Source organism: Paraburkholderia sp. RL17-347-BIC-D (assembly GCF_046027915.1).
GTDB lineage: Bacteria > Pseudomonadota > Gammaproteobacteria > Burkholderiales > Burkholderiaceae > Paraburkholderia.
Genome location: NZ_JARESS010000059.1, coordinates 1 through 14,675, shown reverse-complemented (window position 1 = coordinate 14,675; position 14,675 = coordinate 1). Strand labels below are relative to the sequence as shown.

At 59.8% G+C, this 14,675-nt stretch carries 13 protein-coding genes; 6 read left to right on the top strand and 7 right to left on the bottom strand.

Annotated features, from left to right (window positions below; all coding sequences use genetic code 11):
* Positions 1–21 precede the first annotated feature (21 nt).
* From P0D96_RS40890 to P0D96_RS40870, 5 genes are all read right to left on the bottom strand, one after another.
* Positions 22–1,353 (bottom strand): ABC transporter substrate-binding protein, encoded by a 1,332-nt coding sequence (locus P0D96_RS40890; protein ID WP_132379672.1) that lies wholly within the window; start codon positions 1,351–1,353, stop codon positions 22–24.
* A 113-nt stretch (positions 1,354–1,466) separates the two neighbouring features.
* Complete coding sequence (locus tag P0D96_RS40885) at positions 1,467–2,486, bottom strand: LacI family DNA-binding transcriptional regulator (protein WP_310819387.1); 1,020 nt, start codon at positions 2,484–2,486, stop codon at positions 1,467–1,469.
* Positions 2,487–3,286: 800 nt separating this feature from the next.
* A complete protein-coding gene (locus P0D96_RS40880; RefSeq protein WP_408179550.1) occupies positions 3,287–3,718 on the bottom strand; it encodes a tautomerase family protein in 432 nt (143 codons plus the stop codon).
* A gap of 204 nt (positions 3,719–3,922) precedes the next feature.
* Positions 3,923–4,807, bottom strand: a complete 885-nt coding sequence (locus tag P0D96_RS40875) for a beta-keto acid cleavage family enzyme (RefSeq protein ID WP_408319530.1) — start codon at positions 4,805–4,807, stop codon at positions 3,923–3,925.
* A 78-nt stretch (positions 4,808–4,885) separates the two neighbouring features.
* A complete protein-coding gene (locus tag P0D96_RS40870; RefSeq protein ID WP_408319528.1) occupies positions 4,886–6,292 on the bottom strand; it encodes an NAD-dependent succinate-semialdehyde dehydrogenase in 1,407 nt (468 codons plus the stop codon).
* Between the two features lie 161 nt (positions 6,293–6,453).
* Here P0D96_RS40870 and P0D96_RS40865 point away from each other — a divergent pair, with 161 nt between their 5' ends.
* The 6 genes from P0D96_RS40865 to P0D96_RS40840 all read left to right on the top strand — a co-directional run bounded on the left by P0D96_RS40865 (position 6,454) and on the right by P0D96_RS40840 (position 13,052).
* On the top strand, positions 6,454–6,750 hold the full coding sequence (locus tag P0D96_RS40865) for a DUF1330 domain-containing protein (RefSeq protein ID WP_132379680.1): 297 nt from the start codon (positions 6,454–6,456) through the stop codon (positions 6,748–6,750).
* A gap of 430 nt (positions 6,751–7,180) precedes the next feature.
* The gene (locus P0D96_RS40860; protein WP_408319526.1) at positions 7,181–7,957 is read left to right on the top strand and encodes an enoyl-CoA hydratase/isomerase family protein; all 777 of its coding nucleotides are present in this window, start codon (positions 7,181–7,183) and stop codon (positions 7,955–7,957) included.
* A 1-nt stretch (position 7,958) separates the two neighbouring features.
* Positions 7,959–9,224 (top strand): CaiB/BaiF CoA transferase family protein, encoded by a 1,266-nt coding sequence (locus P0D96_RS40855; protein WP_408319524.1) that lies wholly within the window; start codon positions 7,959–7,961, stop codon positions 9,222–9,224.
* Positions 9,225–9,358: 134 nt separating this feature from the next.
* The gene (gene fahA / locus P0D96_RS40850; RefSeq protein ID WP_408319523.1) at positions 9,359–10,666 is read left to right on the top strand and encodes a fumarylacetoacetase; all 1,308 of its coding nucleotides are present in this window, start codon (positions 9,359–9,361) and stop codon (positions 10,664–10,666) included.
* 54 nt (positions 10,667–10,720) lie between these two features.
* Positions 10,721–12,085, top strand: a complete 1,365-nt coding sequence (locus tag P0D96_RS40845; RefSeq protein WP_408319521.1) for an MFS transporter — start codon at positions 10,721–10,723, stop codon at positions 12,083–12,085.
* A 145-nt stretch (positions 12,086–12,230) separates the two neighbouring features.
* Positions 12,231–13,052 carry a TetR/AcrR family transcriptional regulator gene (locus P0D96_RS40840; protein WP_408292419.1) on the top strand — a complete coding sequence of 274 codons (822 nt, stop codon included), beginning with the start codon at positions 12,231–12,233 and terminating at the stop codon, positions 13,050–13,052.
* Positions 13,053–13,313: 261 nt separating this feature from the next.
* Here P0D96_RS40840 and P0D96_RS40835 read toward each other — a convergent pair whose 3' ends face one another.
* The gene (locus P0D96_RS40835) at positions 13,314–13,985 is read right to left on the bottom strand and encodes a methyltransferase (RefSeq protein ID WP_408319571.1); all 672 of its coding nucleotides are present in this window, start codon (positions 13,983–13,985) and stop codon (positions 13,314–13,316) included.
* A 77-nt stretch (positions 13,986–14,062) separates the two neighbouring features.
* The gene (locus P0D96_RS48780; RefSeq protein ID WP_459252705.1) at positions 14,063–14,326 is read right to left on the bottom strand and encodes a methyltransferase family protein; all 264 of its coding nucleotides are present in this window, start codon (positions 14,324–14,326) and stop codon (positions 14,063–14,065) included.
* Between the last annotated feature and the right edge of the window lie 349 nt (positions 14,327–14,675).

Here is a 14,675-nt window from a genome sequence, read left to right as displayed (position 1 = left end):
CCGGTCCAGTCCAGCTAAAACCTAATACTTCCCTTCTTGCTTAAAGACCTTGGTCCAGTCTTTCACCAGCAGATCCAACGCATCTTTGGCCGTGCCCTTATCGGCCACGACGTAATCGTGCACACGCTTCTGCATGTCGAGCAACAGTTCGGCATAAGCTGGCTCTGCCCAGAAGTCTTTGACGATTGCCATCGACTTCAGGAACGCGGGTGCGAACGGTGCGCTCTTCGGGAAGTCCGGTGCGTCCACCACTGATTTGGCCGCCGAATAGCCGCCCAGTTGCCACCATTTCTTCTGCACGTCAGGTTGCGCAAACCACTTGATATATTCGAGCGCGTCTTCTTTATGGTCCGAGTACGAGACGACCGAGATGCCCTGCCCGCCCAACTGAGTGTATTGCTTCAATTCACGCGGATTGACGAAGAAGCCGATCTTGTCGCCACCGACATTCGGGTCTTTATAAAGCCCTGGAAAGAACGCAAACCAGTTCATCTGCATCGCCACCTGACCCGACTTGAACGCGTCGAGCCCTTCCTGCATGTAGGCGTTGGTCATGCCTGGCGCCGTGCAGCACTTATAGAGTGCCTTGTAGTATTCGAGCCCCTTCACCGCGCCCGGCGAGTTCACGAAGCCATCGAGGTGATAGGGCTTCTTGGGATCCTGATACTCAAAGCCGAAGTTGTACAAGGCATTGGTCACGCCCATCGTGATTCCCTCGGATCCACGCTCCGTGAAGATATACACGCCATAGACTGTCTTTCCGTCAATCTTTCGACCCTGGAAGAATTCCGCAGTCTGCTTGAGTTCATCGAGCGTAGTAGGCGGCGCGAGCTCACGGTTGTATTTCTGCTTGAATTCCGCGCGCAGTTCTGGGCGCGCAAACCAGTCCTTGCGGTAAGTCCATCCGACCGCGTCAGCCATCGCAGGTAAGGCCCAATAGTTCGGCGTATTCTTTGGCCACTCCGAATATCCCACCACCGTTGCCGGCACGAAGTCGTTCATAGAGATCTTGTTCTTGGTGAAGAAGTCGTTGAGCTTCACGTAATGTCCATTGACCGCCGCGCCGCCGATCCACTGACTGTCGCCAATGATCAGATCACACAACTTACCGTGCGAATTGAGTTCATTGATGAATCGGTCGGCATAACTGGTCCACGGTACGAACTCGAACTTCATCTTGATGCCGGTCTTGGTCGTGAAATCCTTCGACAGTTCGACCAGTGCATTGGCGGGATCCCATGCCGCCCAGCAGAGTGTCAACTGCTTGTCCTGTGCCTGCGCGCCCGTTGCAGTGCCGAGCCCCAGCGATATGAGGGTTGCCGCCACTACCCTCGCTGACGTTAGACGTACCATGTCTCTTCTCCTTGTCTTTCTCGGGTCTCCAACCTGATGACATTCAGCGCCCATGCGCCGGGCACCGCATTTCGGCTCTGGCAGATCAGAAGTCGATCCGCGTGTCGCGAGCGTCAGGCATGCGCATTCTCACGAAGATAAATCCGGGTCTCCGGCGTGGGGATGGCAAGCGCCCCCCGGACGTCGTTAAGAAAATTAATCGCTGCGAGCCCAGCCCAATGGACAATGCCGCGCACGTCCTGATCGAGTATCACGTCGATCGCACGTTCCGACAGTTGGGTGCGGGTCTCCGCAGTGCATTCGTGGCCAATCAGGACGAGGTGAACCTTGTCGCCGGACTCCTGCAATGCCGCTGCAATGCCGGAGATGCCGCCGCCCGTCACATACACGCCGACCAGGTCCGCATGGCGCGCACTTAAGCCCTGTACGGCAAGGCCGGCGCCATCGTCGTCTTCGGCGAAGTCCGGTTCGGCGATCCAGCGCAGGTTGCGGAAGTCCTCCTCCAACACTTGCGAAAAGCCGGTGCGACGTTCCACCTGGTCATGCAGACGCGACGATCCCGATAGCACGGCAACAGTGCCAAGCTTCGCGCAAAGGAAGCGCCCCATCAGTAGTCCTGCCGTGCGTCCGGCAATCCTGTTGTCGACACCCACGTACGCGGCGCGCCGGCTTGCGGGTAAATCGGAGAACACTGTGACGACTGGCACGTGAGCGTCGCTCATCTCCTCGATGAAACGCTCAACCCACGGATAGTCGAGAGGTGCGAGAACCAGCGCGTCGTAGTCGATCACTTCAGCGGCGAATGCCGCGGTCTCGCGTTGGCTAGAAAAATCGCAGCGGTAAAACGAAGGCGTTATGCGATGCTCGCGAAAGAAGCTGGCCGACAGCGCAATATCGCGCTCGACGTGATCGAGAAAGCGGGAGTTCACTTGCGGCAGCACGAACGCGACTCGGAACGAGCTGACCTTTGCCGGCCGGCCGCGGCTCGCCCGCTCATCACGCAGATTCGCGAGTGCGAGATGCACGCGTTCGGCAGTTTCCGGACGCACAGCCTGATCGTCGCGCAGGACACGATCGACCGTGGCCACGCTGACGCCAGCCCGACGCGCAATCATCGTACGAGTAGCCGGCATGGGTCTCCTCCGGTGCCGAGCGAAGAATTGTTTTGTTTTACTGAAGGTAGTTTTTTCTAAGAAAAATGCAAGCTTTTTCTCCAAGGAAAAAGCGTCATTGCTTTGATGAACAGAGCGACCCTTAATAGGGCCCGCGAGCGCAAGGGACGGCGCAGCGGGCGCGGAATCGCGAATCGCACTGAGAGTTGACGGCGTGCGGCGGCGCCTAGCGCCCGAAGAGAGAATCCCGGCCAACTACCTACGGTCCGCGGTTTGTAGTTGATCTCCGCAGGCACCCACGACGCTTGAACGGTGGCGCGAACGAGGAATTTGAAGTCATCGTTTACCGCGTTGAACGCAGCGACTCCAAGGGAGATTGGGGGTGACGCCGGGCGGCGAGCGAGTTCTGAAGCAATGAAGTGCTCGCGTGTGCTTTGGGTCGCACAAATGGAAACGGCCATTTACCGACCCAAGTCTATTCACAATTCATTAGCCGAAGCGATCCGCCTCGGCCGTCCCACGCTCACGACACCGCCAAACACATACCTTTGCTGCGACACGGGACGGATTGTTACGGCTGTGCGCCGTTTCGGCTCGATAGATGAGCGACGGCTTTCCAGGCAGCACTGCGGGCGGCGACCAATGTCGAGGGGCATTCCGCGCGTGTGACATTGGCGGCCACACTGTCGCCGCGCAGCGGCCCGCCTCGATGCGGGGCCGCTACCCGTGCTTCGATCCGACAACGTCCAGCACCTCCGACGAAGACGCGGGTGTCGCGGTCAGTGCAGCCGCCGACGCTGCTTCAGCCGAAACCAACCCATTCAACCTTCGTTCGGATCATATGGCGACGCCCGGTTTTCAACCTTCCATTTCTTCTCAGCTTCCGTATCAGGCCGAGGTGGTCGAATGCCGTCGATCAACCACAATTCTCGCGGCGTTTCGCCGACATGCAACTCGTAGTGATAGCCTCGATCCTGGACGAATGGCGCAATCGCAGCGTTCGCCTTGCGCAGCCAGGACGCCGTCCACTCGACGTCCTTGGAAATGTGTCTGGCGAATTGGTCTAATCTGATTCTGACAAAGTCGCTTCGCGGCTCACCCCCCATGAAGAAGGTGTCTTTCGGCTGTTCATGAAACAGAACACCTACGTAGAAGCGAGGAATGATGTAAATGTCGGCGATTCGCTTGGCCATTTCCTGCTTGTCATCTGCCGTGTAGGCGCCGACCGGATGATAGATGTTCCACAAAGGCATTTTAGTCTCCATGCATCAATAGATGCCGCGTTTCTTAAGTCAGAACATCTAAGTCTCTTGCGAGAAATGATGAACTTGACATCAGTGAGGCGGCGGTATCGGTAGCCCAGGGACAGGCTACCGGTTAAAACCATTGCTCCTCGCAGCGCAGCGTTCTTAGGGACGGCGATCCCGCTCGGCACCGTGGCACGCTCTTACCCGGTTCTATTGGCGACCGGGAAGGCCGAGTATGCTGCGAGCCTCGTCAGGCGTTGCCACGTCTGCGCCGATACTTTTGACGATAGCGACCGCACGTTTAACCAGTGCCGCGTTGCCCGGTGCCAGTTCGCCTTTGGCAAGATAAAGATTGTCCTCGAGACCGACGCGGACATGGCCGCCAAGAATCACGCTTTGCGCCACGATCGGAAATTGGGCGCGCGAGATGCCGAACGCCGACCAATGCGCATTCTCGGGCAGATACCGCTTCATCTGAAGAAGGCTCTCGGTGTCAGCGGACGCTCCCCATGGAACACCAAGACACAACTGGAACAGCGGAGCCTGCAGAATCCCCTGCGTTTCGATCAGGTGGCGCGCGAGGCGCACGTGCCCGAGATCGAATACCTCGATTTCCGGCTTCACGCCTGCTTCCTCAATCAAGGTTGCCATTTTGACGAGATGGTCGGGGACGTTGACGAATGCGCGATTGCCGAAGTTCATGGTCGCTACGTCCAGAGTGCAGATTTCCGGACGCAACTCGAGCACATGTTGGACGCGGGCCTCGGGCGTCATCATCGTACTCAATTCACTTCCCCGGTTCGGGTCTTCGTCGCTCGGAACGAAACGTGCCCCTGGGCCCGTCGTCAGATTGATCAATATCGGGCACCCACTACCGCGGATACGGGAAACGACTTCTTTATAGAGCGACAGCTCAGTGCTTGGAACGCCAGTCCTGGGGTCACGAACATGGATGTGCGCGATGCTCGCACCGGCCTCACATGCAGCAATCGCCTCATTGGCGATTTGCTCGGGCGTCACGGGCACTGCAGGGCTCAGCCGCGGGGTATCGTCGCTTCCAGTTATCGCGCAACTGATAATCGTCTTGTTCATCATAGTGTTCGGTCAAAGGGAAAGAGGAACGAGGCGCCACAATCGGGCCCTTCGTCATGGGAGCAGCGTGAGGCTCCCCGTTCAAGCGGCCCGTGCAGGGCCGAACGGTGCCGCCCCGACGGGGGCAACCCTGATCAGCTTCTTGTTGACGAACTCGTCGAAGCCCAACTGAGACAGCTCCCGGCCAAAACCTGAACGCTTGACGCCACCGAATGGCAGTTCCGCCGCCGTGCCGAACGGCTGATTGACGAACACCATGCCGCTGTCGATCTGCGCGGCGACCCGCTCGCCGCGTTCGGTATCCGCGGTGAACACCGACGCGCCAAGACCGAATGGCGTGCCATTAGCGAGTGCGATCGCGGCAGCTTCGTCCTCGACGACGTGGAAAGCGGCGACCGGGCCGAACAGCTCTTCGGCAAATACCGGGTTTTTCGGCGCGATGTCGGTTAGAACAGTCGGTTGCAAGTAGAAACCCGGGCGCTCGACGCGCTTGCCGCCACATGCGATGCGCGCGCCGTGCAATGTCGCGCGATCGATCTGCGCAAGCAGCAGATTCAGCGCGCGCTCGGATGCTACCGGGGCGACGGCGGTCGCCGGATCGGCCGGATCACCGGTCTCGAGCGCTGCCATCCGCTTCGCGAAGCCTTCGAGGAATGCGTCGCCGCGTGCCTTGCCGACCACGATGATGCGCTTGGAGCTGACGCATAGTTGACCTGAATTGAACATGCGGCCCGCGACCGCGCTCTGGATCGCCCAGTCGAGCGGCGCATCCTCGAGTACGATAAACGGATCGCTGCCGCCCAGTTCGAGCACGACTTTCTTCAGATTGCGGCCCGCACGTTCGGCGACGGCGGCGCCGGCGCGCTCGCTGCCCGTCAGCGTCACACCCTGGACGCGCGGATCGTCGATGACGCGCCCGGCCTGCTCGATCGAGATGAACAGATTCGTATATACGCCTTCGGGCGCACCCGCTTCCTCGAACAGTCGCGCGAAGGCCAATGCCGATTGCGGCACGTTTTCGGCATGCTTGAGCAGCAGGACGTTACCCACCATCAGTTGGGGCCCGGCCACTCGCGCAATCTGGTAGTACGGTAAGTTCCACGGCTCGATGCCTAGCAGCACACCGACCGGCTCGACGTGCACGGCCGCGCCGGGCGCTTCTGCAAGCGGCCGGGGCTGCAGATAGGTTTGTGCGTGCTTCGCGTAGTAGTCGAGAATGCTGGCCGCCGATTCGACTTCCCTAAGCGCTTCACCGCTGCGTTTGCCCATTTCCAGCGTCAGATAGCCGGCGTATTCGACAGCCTTTTCCCGCAACAGCGCCGCGGCGCGCGACACAATGCGCGCCCGATCGCTGACCGGACGGCGGCGCCAATCGGTTTCAAAAGCGCGATGCGCGGCAGCGAGCTTCGCTTCGAGCAATTGGTCGGATATGTCGTCGTAGGTGGCGAGCAGTTCGCCGGTAGCAGGATTGACAGTCGTGTACGGCATGGAGTTCTCCGCGAAAAGGTTGGCATTGAGTCATCGCATTGACTAATGTTAACGCCGTTATCTCACCTTCCGACCAAATTTTTTGACCAGGAATAACCCTCATTGAACTTGATGTTAACGATGTTACTATGGTCAGGTATTTTTTAAATTGAGGAAGCGAAATGGCAAAGGGATATTGGGTGGCAGCGTATCGGGCGGTCCATGACGCAAGCAAACTCGCTGCGTACGGCGTCCTCGCGACACAGGTGGTGAAAGCAGCCGGCGGGAAATTCCTGGTGCGAGGCGGCGAGGTCGTTGCGTTCCAGGCGGGTCTCAAGGAACGGACCGTCGTGGTCGAATTTCCGAGCTTCGAACAGGCTCTTGCCACGTTTCAGAGCGAGGCTTATCAGAAAGCGTTGGCCGTACTGGCGGACGGAGCGGAAAGGGACGCGCGCGTCGTCGCAGGCGTCGACGACTGAGAGGCTCGCTGGAGGCCAACGAGGCCGGGTGCACTGTATGACAGCGCGAGCGTTGTTCGCTCTGGGGCCGCCAGCATTCCATCACACGCCTGATGTCCAGGCTATCTGATGGTTGAAGTGCTTCGCGATGCACGGACGGGACCAACCTCAGGTCTTGACGGGCACACGCATATCGAATCGATCGTGCCATTCTGTTGTCGTTCGGTATGCTACCGATATCGCATCACAGACTGCATTACGACGTTCGAATAGTCGAACTCCGTCTCGGGTCTCGCCGTAGTCTGATTGTCTTTGCTGCGACAAAGAAACGAACCTCTCCAGTCCTTCCTTTTTCGGTCAGGGAAAACGCTGGTAACAGAACAACACTCTCATGTTATGCTTGTTAACATATAAATCGAAAAACACTTGAACCTGACGAAATGGAGCAAGAATGGACGAAGCAATTGTTCTGAAAGAACTCAAAGGTCATGTGACGGTTCTTACGATGAACCGTCGCCCACATAACCTGATGGGTCCGACGCTGTATCGCGCGCTACTCGAAGAATTCGACGAAGCGGTGAAACGCGGCTCGCGCGCGATCCTGCTGCGCAGCGGTCTGCGGCACTTCTCGGCCGGTGCCGAAGTCTCGCTTTTTCCGGATCGCATTGCCAGGCAGGGCAAGGCGCTGATGGATCCGCTCGAGGTGCTTCGCGGCTTCGAGACACTACCGATCCCGATCGTCGTCGCGGTGAACGGTACATGCCTTGGCGGTGGCTTTGAAGTGGCGCTCGCCTGCGACTTCAGCGTGGTCGCCGAATCGGCCAAGATCGGGTCAGTCGAGGTCGCGCTCGGCCTGCATCCGCTGCTCGGCGGCATCCAGCGTCAGGTGATGCGGGCCGGCCCAGCGCGTGCAAAAGAGCTCGCGATGCTCGGCCGCCGTTACGACGCGGCAACGCTCGAACGCTGGGGCCTGATCAATCTCGTCGTGCCCGACGACAAACTCGATGAAGTCGCGCTGTCGGTTGCTCAGGAACTGGCGGCCGGCCCGACCGTCGCGCATGCCGCGACCAAGCAGCTCGTACGGGTCGCGGTCAACGAGGGTGTCGCTGCCGCCGACGAAGCGATGTTCGAAGTGCAGAAGCCAATCTGGGCGTCGCAAGATCTCAAGCGTGGGCTTGAGGCCTTCGATACCGCCGGCCCCGGCACCGCCACTTTCGAAGGGAATTGACATGGCCGGACCACTCGAAGGAATCAAAGTCGTCGATTTTTCGCGGGTGCTGGCAGGTCCGCTGTGCGCCCGGACGCTGGCCGATCTCGGCGCCGACGTTATCAAGATCGAGCCGCCGCGGCCCGATGTGTCGCGTGCCGCATTCCCGAATCGCGACGGCATGTCGGGCTACTACGCGCAGCAAAATAGCGGCAAACGCAACGTCAGCATCGATCTGAACGCGCCGCACGCACGCGAGCTTGTGCTACGCCTGTGCGACGAGGCGGACATCATCGTAGAGAATTTTCGGGCCGGCACGCTCAAAGGGTTTGGACTCGACTACGAGACGCTCGCGAGGCGCAATCCAAAGCTGGTCTACGTCTCCATCACCGGATACGGCCAGCGCGGCCCCTGGGCCTCGCGCATGGCCTACGCGCCGACAGTGCAGGCTGAAACGGGATTCACGCACAACACATTACGCCATTTCGACAGCGCGGGTGACGGCCCCAGGTGGACCGATCCCCTGTCGCACGCGGACGTCTATGCTGGCCTGCAAGCGACGATCGCCGTGCTCGCAGCAATGCGCAAATGTGAAGTAACGGGGCGCGGCCAATACATCGACGTCGCGATGGCTGCCGTGATGCTGTCGATCAACGAACGCGCTCACCTCGATCTCGCGGGTGTCGATACCGGTGCAGAGCCAGGCATTCTCGGCGCCGCCGACGGCCCGCATTTCGTCGGCCCCGGCGGCGAAGAGTTCGTGGCAGCGCAAAGCATCATCGGCAGCAACACGTTTCCGAATTACTTGCGCGCCATGCGCCGTATGGACCTTGCGCAGGATCCACGCTTCAGGACCGCTGAGCGCCGCCTGCAGAACTACAAGGCACTGCACGCAGTGATCCAGACGTGGATGCTCTCGTTCCGCGATCTCAGGACGCTCGATGCGCAGCTCGACGAGGCCAAGATCGCGATAGGCCAGATCCGTACGCTGAAGGAATTGGCAGAGACCGATTGGGCGAAGCAGTGGGGTGCTGTGCACGAGGTCCCGGATCGCCGCGGCGGTTCGTATCTCATCCACGGCTATCCATGGCGCTTTTCCGATGACGAGCTTGGAATGCGCAGCGCACCGGCATTTCGCGGCGAACACAACGAGCAGGTGTTCCGCGGTGCGGGCTTGTCGGAGGGCGAGGTTCGCCGGGCGATTGATGCGGGCATTCTGGTCGGCGGCCCGCCACCGTCCGCGAAGGAGATCGACGCCGCTGTTGTTGCGGAAGCACGGGCCAACTAAATGCAACCTCGTGTCGCGGCGCGCTAACGGGCTGTAGCCCGTGCGCAAGCGCTGTCGCGACAGTTGCACGTGACAGGCGGCGTCTTGCACTGACACGCCACCGTCGCGAGCGGTCGATTGCGCTGGAGTAAAACATGATCGTTACGATAGATGAGACCCACGACGCCGCGGCGCTCAGTTGGGTTGAAAGCGCCAATACGCTGGAAACCGATTTCCCCTTGCAGAACCTTCCTCTAGGCGTATTTCGTACAGAGGCAAACCTTATGCCGCGAATCGGTGTGCGTATCGGCGATGCTGTTCTCGATGTGCATCGATTGCTCTTGGCGGACGCAATTGAGGTGCATTCGCCCGAAGACGACGCACTGCGGCAGAACACCTTGAATGCATGGATGGCGTTGGGACGGGCGTCTTCGTCGGCATTGCGGCGCAAACTGTTTGCGCTCCTGCATTCGTCCACGGAAGGGGCGGTTCGCGAGACCGTGTCGAATTGTCTGGTGCCCGCGAGCGCATGCACGATGATGTTGCCATCGCAGATTGGAGATTTCACCGACTTTTATACGTCGATTTATCACGCGAGACGGGCCGGCGAACTCGTGAGGCCGGACGCACCCGTCCATCCCAACTTCAGAAGCATGCCGATTGCCTATCACGGACGAGCGTCGTCGGTGACGGTCAGCGGTGAGCCATGCCGTCGGCCACTCGGACAAACCAGTGCGACGAGTGGATATCGGCCGACGACCAAGCTCGATTTCGAGCTCGAAGTCGGCTTTTACGTGGGCGAGAAGACGCATGCGATGAAGCGGTTGTCCGTCGACTCCGCTGAAGATCACCTGTTCGGTCTCTGCCTTGTCAACGACTGGTCCGCGCGGGACATCCAGCGCTGGGAAAGCGCACCGCTGGGTCCCTTTCTGGCGAAGAGCTTTATGACCAGTGCGTCGCCATGGGTGGTCACGGCAGAGGCGATTGCGCCATTCAGGGTTGCCGCGCCAATACGTGGCGACGACGCGCCGCCGCTTGCGGCACACCTTACGTCGGCTTCCCACACAGCCTCGGCAGCCATCGACATCTCCCTGCGCGCCACGCTGCAAAGCCGAAGCATGAGGCAGGCGGGCATAGCCGGCGTCGATATGGCGACCCCCAACTTCAAAGATCAGTACTGGTCCGTATCGCAGATGCTGACCCACCACGCCAGTAACGGGTGTCCGTTGCGCAGCGGTGATCTGATTTCGAGCGGCACCGTATCGGGACCCGAGCGCGCTGACAGCGGATGTTTGCTGGAGCGGACCCGCGACGGGCGGGAACCGATCACTCTGCCGACGGGCGAAGTGCGAACGTATCTCGAAGACGGGGACACCGTCTCTTTTTCCGGCCGATGCAGGCGGGCAGGTTTCAGGACGATCGGCTTCGGAGAGTGCGTCGCAGAAGTGACCGGCGACCTTTGATAACCGCAGTGCGCCTCGTATTACCGGTATCAACACAACACGTCGGAGGACCGAATGGAAGTGGTGAAGCAAGCCTGTGTAGACGGGTCATCATCAGATGACAACGCCCTCCTGCGGAAAGCCTACGCTTCGGCCCAATGGAGGATACTGCCGATATTGTTTGGCCTATGGATGCTGGCGTGGGTCGGTCGTTCGAACGTTGCTTTTGCGAAGTTGCAGATGGTCGTGGATCTGCGATTCAGCGAAACGGTATATGGATTAGGCGCCGGGCTTTTCTTCGTCGGCTATGTGCTGTTCGGCGTGCCTACGACCATGTTGCAAAAAAAGTTCGGTGCACGCGCCGTGCTTGCCGGTGTCGCCGGCGGCTGGGGCATGACGAGTGTTGCGATGACGTTCGTCAATAGCGCACCGACGTTCTACGCGTTGAGGTTCCTGCTCGGTGTATTCGAGGCCGGGTTCTACCCAGGTGTAGTGTTGTACTTCAATGCGTGGTTCCCGGGGACAAGGCGTACCCGCAATTTCAGTATTTTCCACTCCGGGTCGCTCTTCTCGACCGTCATGATTGGCTTGACGGGGGGATTCGTGCTCGAGCACTTAAACGGACTGGCCGGCTTCCAGGGCTGGCGATGGATGTTCTTCACTCAAGCTATCCCAACGATCGTGTTGGCGTGCGTCGCGTTCGCGATACTTCCGGACCTGCCTGGCGGCGCGAAGTGGCTTTCGGCGCGACAGCGTGAGCTCATCGAGGACGATCTCAGGAAGAATGCCGAAACGATGGACGACATCGGCGTAGACGAGCGTCCCCTGTTACTCAACCCCGCTGTCTGGATCCTGAGCGCCGCTTATTTCTGCCTCCTTGCCGCCACGGCGGCACTATTTTTCTTCTCCCCGACGATACTGCGTGAGGCGGGATTCGGCGGGTACAATGAGATTGGCCGTGCCGTTGCCGGTGCCTGCATTCTGGGGGCATTGGGCAATGTGCTCATCTGCAGCATCGGGGGCGCCCCGCATCGCCGCCGGCTCTTCTGTGCGCTGGCGTCGGTCTTCACTGCGGTAAGCCTCTCGGCGCTCGTGTTTGTTTGGCACAGTAGTACCACCGCGACTTTCTTCCTGCTTGTTCTTGGCTTCGCGGGAACGGGGGCTGGTATAACGCTCTTCTGGCAGATGTCCGTCGGCCTGCTCAGCGGTAAGTCGCTGGTCGTTGGCGTGCCGTTAATCAGTTCCGTCGCCAATGTCGCTGGCTTCGTTACGCCCTTTGTGATCGGGTATGTTCGCGACGCAACGGGAACTTATGCGAGTGGATTCATCATGGTGGCCTGTGTCCAGGCACTTGGCGTCGTTGTTCTTCTGTTCGGCGTGCAGCGCATTGTCAGGAGGCGATCGCCGGTTGGCGATATATCGGTTAAAAGTGCAACGTGATTAGTCGATGCCGACGTGGGCGCGGCAGGCGCTCCCGGCAAGTACCCGCGTTTTGCACCGAAAAGCCGTTCTGGGCACTGCGCACCTCTGAGCGGCCAGGCATGCGATGTATTCCGACGCCCAGCCCCGCAACCGAGCCGCTAGAATGCCAGTAGCGACGCATGCTTGTTTAACGCGTGATCCGCGATATTGCGTGCCTCTCTGCGCAGAATTTATAATCATTTCCTTGTTTTGCTCCTCGAACGAAGGTCACGTGAGCCCCAAGTCATCTATCCCGAAGAATGCGGATTACCACCATGGCAATCTGCGCAACGCGCTCATCGAAGCGGGGCGCAGCGCGCTCATGGAGGTATCGGCACAAGACTTGAGCCTGCGTTACCTCGCGCGCATGGTGGGCGTATCAGAAGCCGCGCCCTCGCGACATTTTGCGGGTATCGACGAACTGCTGGCCACGATCGCGGCAAGCGGCTATCGTGACCTCGCTGCGCTGCGCGTTGCGATCCGTGATAGCGAGGATACGGCGCTTGCCAAAGCGTACCGGATGATGCGGGTGTATGTTGAGTTCGCGCAGCGCCACAATGGGCTGTTCGGTCTGATGATCGGGCCTCGCATCGTGGCGCATCAAGCGTATCCAGAACTCGCCGAAGAAAGTAACAGGTCGTTCGGGTTGTTTTCCGAGACGATCGAGGCGCTGGCTATCGAGAGTGGTTGGGCCCACTCCGATCTCAAACTCGTGACCCATACCGCGTGGAGTACGGAGCATGGTCTCGCCACACTGCTCCTGGCCAACCGCGCGCCGCGCGCGGACACGAAAGTGGCGATCCCCAAGTTGATCGACTTCGTCGTGATGACACTACTTGGCGCCATCACGGCGGGTCCGGATCATCTCCAGAGCGTGATTCAGCAATGCGCGCCCCTTCAGAAGCCAGCGGTTACACGCACAGCTCGAAAGCGCGCCAAAGCGTAGGCGTCGTCGCTGTCGAGAACGCGGCACCGGTGACGCGCTCTGGAATATCGTTTTGAACGTGTACGACGTCCTAATCAATGAGTGTTGAGTTCGAGACGATGTTGTGGGGCACGGGGTTGAGCCGACATTTGAATGGCCGAGCCCGATCCGACGTTGGATCAGCGGAATGCTCCGCCATTGATCGGTGCGCCTTAGGCAGACAATCGACCCGCGACGTTCTTTCGGTTTTCTCCGAAGCACACACCGCGAGCGCACCGCAGCTCATATCGGGACAACTTCCATGACCCGCACCGGCGATGTGGTTTCAATCACGCGCTCAAGTCCCAAACCTGAACCCTGGAGCAGTTGGTCGAATTCAGCTCCTGTACGCTCCCGCGCGGTACCGAACATGGCCATCATCTGCGTGTCGACCAGATAACCGCTCGGCCGTCCGATCGCCGGGTCGGGCTCAAGGATCTGCTCCACGATCAGTAAGCGCGCGCTTCGGTTCATTGCGGCACGGCAGTTGCGAAGAATTCGAATGCAATCTTCGTCGGACCAGTCGTGCAGAACGCGGATCAGAAGGTAGATGTCCGCGCCTTCAGGAACGAGATCAAAGAAGCTCCCGCCCTGGACATCGATTCTTCCGTTCAATCGCGCTTCCGGCGGTATTGCGGCTACGACGTCATCGCGGTCAAAAATTACTCCGCGCGGCGACGGGAACCGGGCGAGTACACGGCGCAGCGCCTCTCCGTTGCCACCACCAATGTCGACGATTAGGTTCGCCCCGGAAAAATCATAGCTAGCGGCAAGCGCCTGGTGCCGATGATCGGGGAAGTTCGCCATGAAGGCATCAAAACTCCGAGCCTCGTCGGCGTGTTCACGAAGGTACTGGAAGCGGCTCATGTTCCAGGCGGCTTCATGCGGAGTGTCGCCGGCGAGCGCAGCATCCAGAACACCCCAAGCCTTCCACGAGCCGGGCGCAGTCCAGAACCTTGCTCCGTAGTGAAGGCTGTTCGGTTCATCGGTCCTCAGGAGCGCGGAGAGTGGGACACGCGTCCGTCCGTGCTTATACGAAAGACGCCGAATGCGGCCAGCGCCCGTAGCACTCGAAGCAGTGGCGAAGCAAGCACTGCACAGGCTGTAGCCAACTCGCTGATATTGCGGCTTCCCGTTCTCGGAATCTTGTCCGCGAGACCAAGATCAGCCACCAGCCGGAGCATGCGCGAGACCTGAAATCCGCGAATGAGAAGATGGAGGGCTTCTCGATCATCCTCAGTTTCATGATCGGTCACGGCAAACCTCCGCAGTTGATTGCCTGCACTCAAAACCAGGGTTCCGGCCACCTCTGAGTCGCGTTGACCTGACCGGGACCTGCAGATGGCAATGCACGAATCACAAGCTACCGCAACCTATGCAGAGTCCCTGCGGCTCCTATCCGGCTGCCGGCAAACGCCAAGGCTGCGCGCTCAAGAAAATCGTCAGTGCAAGCGGCCGGCGCTGCTGGGACGCTTCCGCCGACGCCTATTGGTCGATCACGAAACGCCCGCGCACGGCTCTGCGGCGATGATCCGACTCGACCCCATCACGCGATCGTTCACACCTTAACCGTCTGAAACTACGTCTCGGACAGCGACAGCAACT

Coding starts and splice junctions, on each gene's coding strand:
- P0D96_RS40885 (WP_310819387.1), bottom strand. CDS start 2,486: ATGCCGGCTACTCGTACGATGATTGCGCGTCGGGCTGGCGTCAGCGTG.
- P0D96_RS40840 (WP_408292419.1), top strand. CDS start 12,231: ATGCCAGTAGCGACGCATGCTTGTTTAACGCGTGATCCGCGATATTGC.
- P0D96_RS40855 (WP_408319524.1), top strand. CDS start 7,959: ATGGCCGGACCACTCGAAGGAATCAAAGTCGTCGATTTTTCGCGGGTG.
- fahA (WP_408319523.1), top strand. CDS start 9,359: ATGATCGTTACGATAGATGAGACCCACGACGCCGCGGCGCTCAGTTGG.
- P0D96_RS40880 (WP_408179550.1), bottom strand. CDS start 3,718: ATGCCTTTGTGGAACATCTATCATCCGGTCGGCGCCTACACGGCAGAT.
- P0D96_RS40875 (WP_408319530.1), bottom strand. CDS start 4,807: ATGATGAACAAGACGATTATCAGTTGCGCGATAACTGGAAGCGACGAT.
- P0D96_RS40860 (WP_408319526.1), top strand. CDS start 7,181: ATGGACGAAGCAATTGTTCTGAAAGAACTCAAAGGTCATGTGACGGTT.
- P0D96_RS40890 (WP_132379672.1), bottom strand. CDS start 1,353: ATGGTACGTCTAACGTCAGCGAGGGTAGTGGCGGCAACCCTCATATCG.
- P0D96_RS40845 (WP_408319521.1), top strand. CDS start 10,721: ATGGAAGTGGTGAAGCAAGCCTGTGTAGACGGGTCATCATCAGATGAC.
- P0D96_RS40865 (WP_132379680.1), top strand. CDS start 6,454: ATGGCAAAGGGATATTGGGTGGCAGCGTATCGGGCGGTCCATGACGCA.
- P0D96_RS40870 (WP_408319528.1), bottom strand. CDS start 6,292: ATGCCGTACACGACTGTCAATCCTGCTACCGGCGAACTGCTCGCCACC.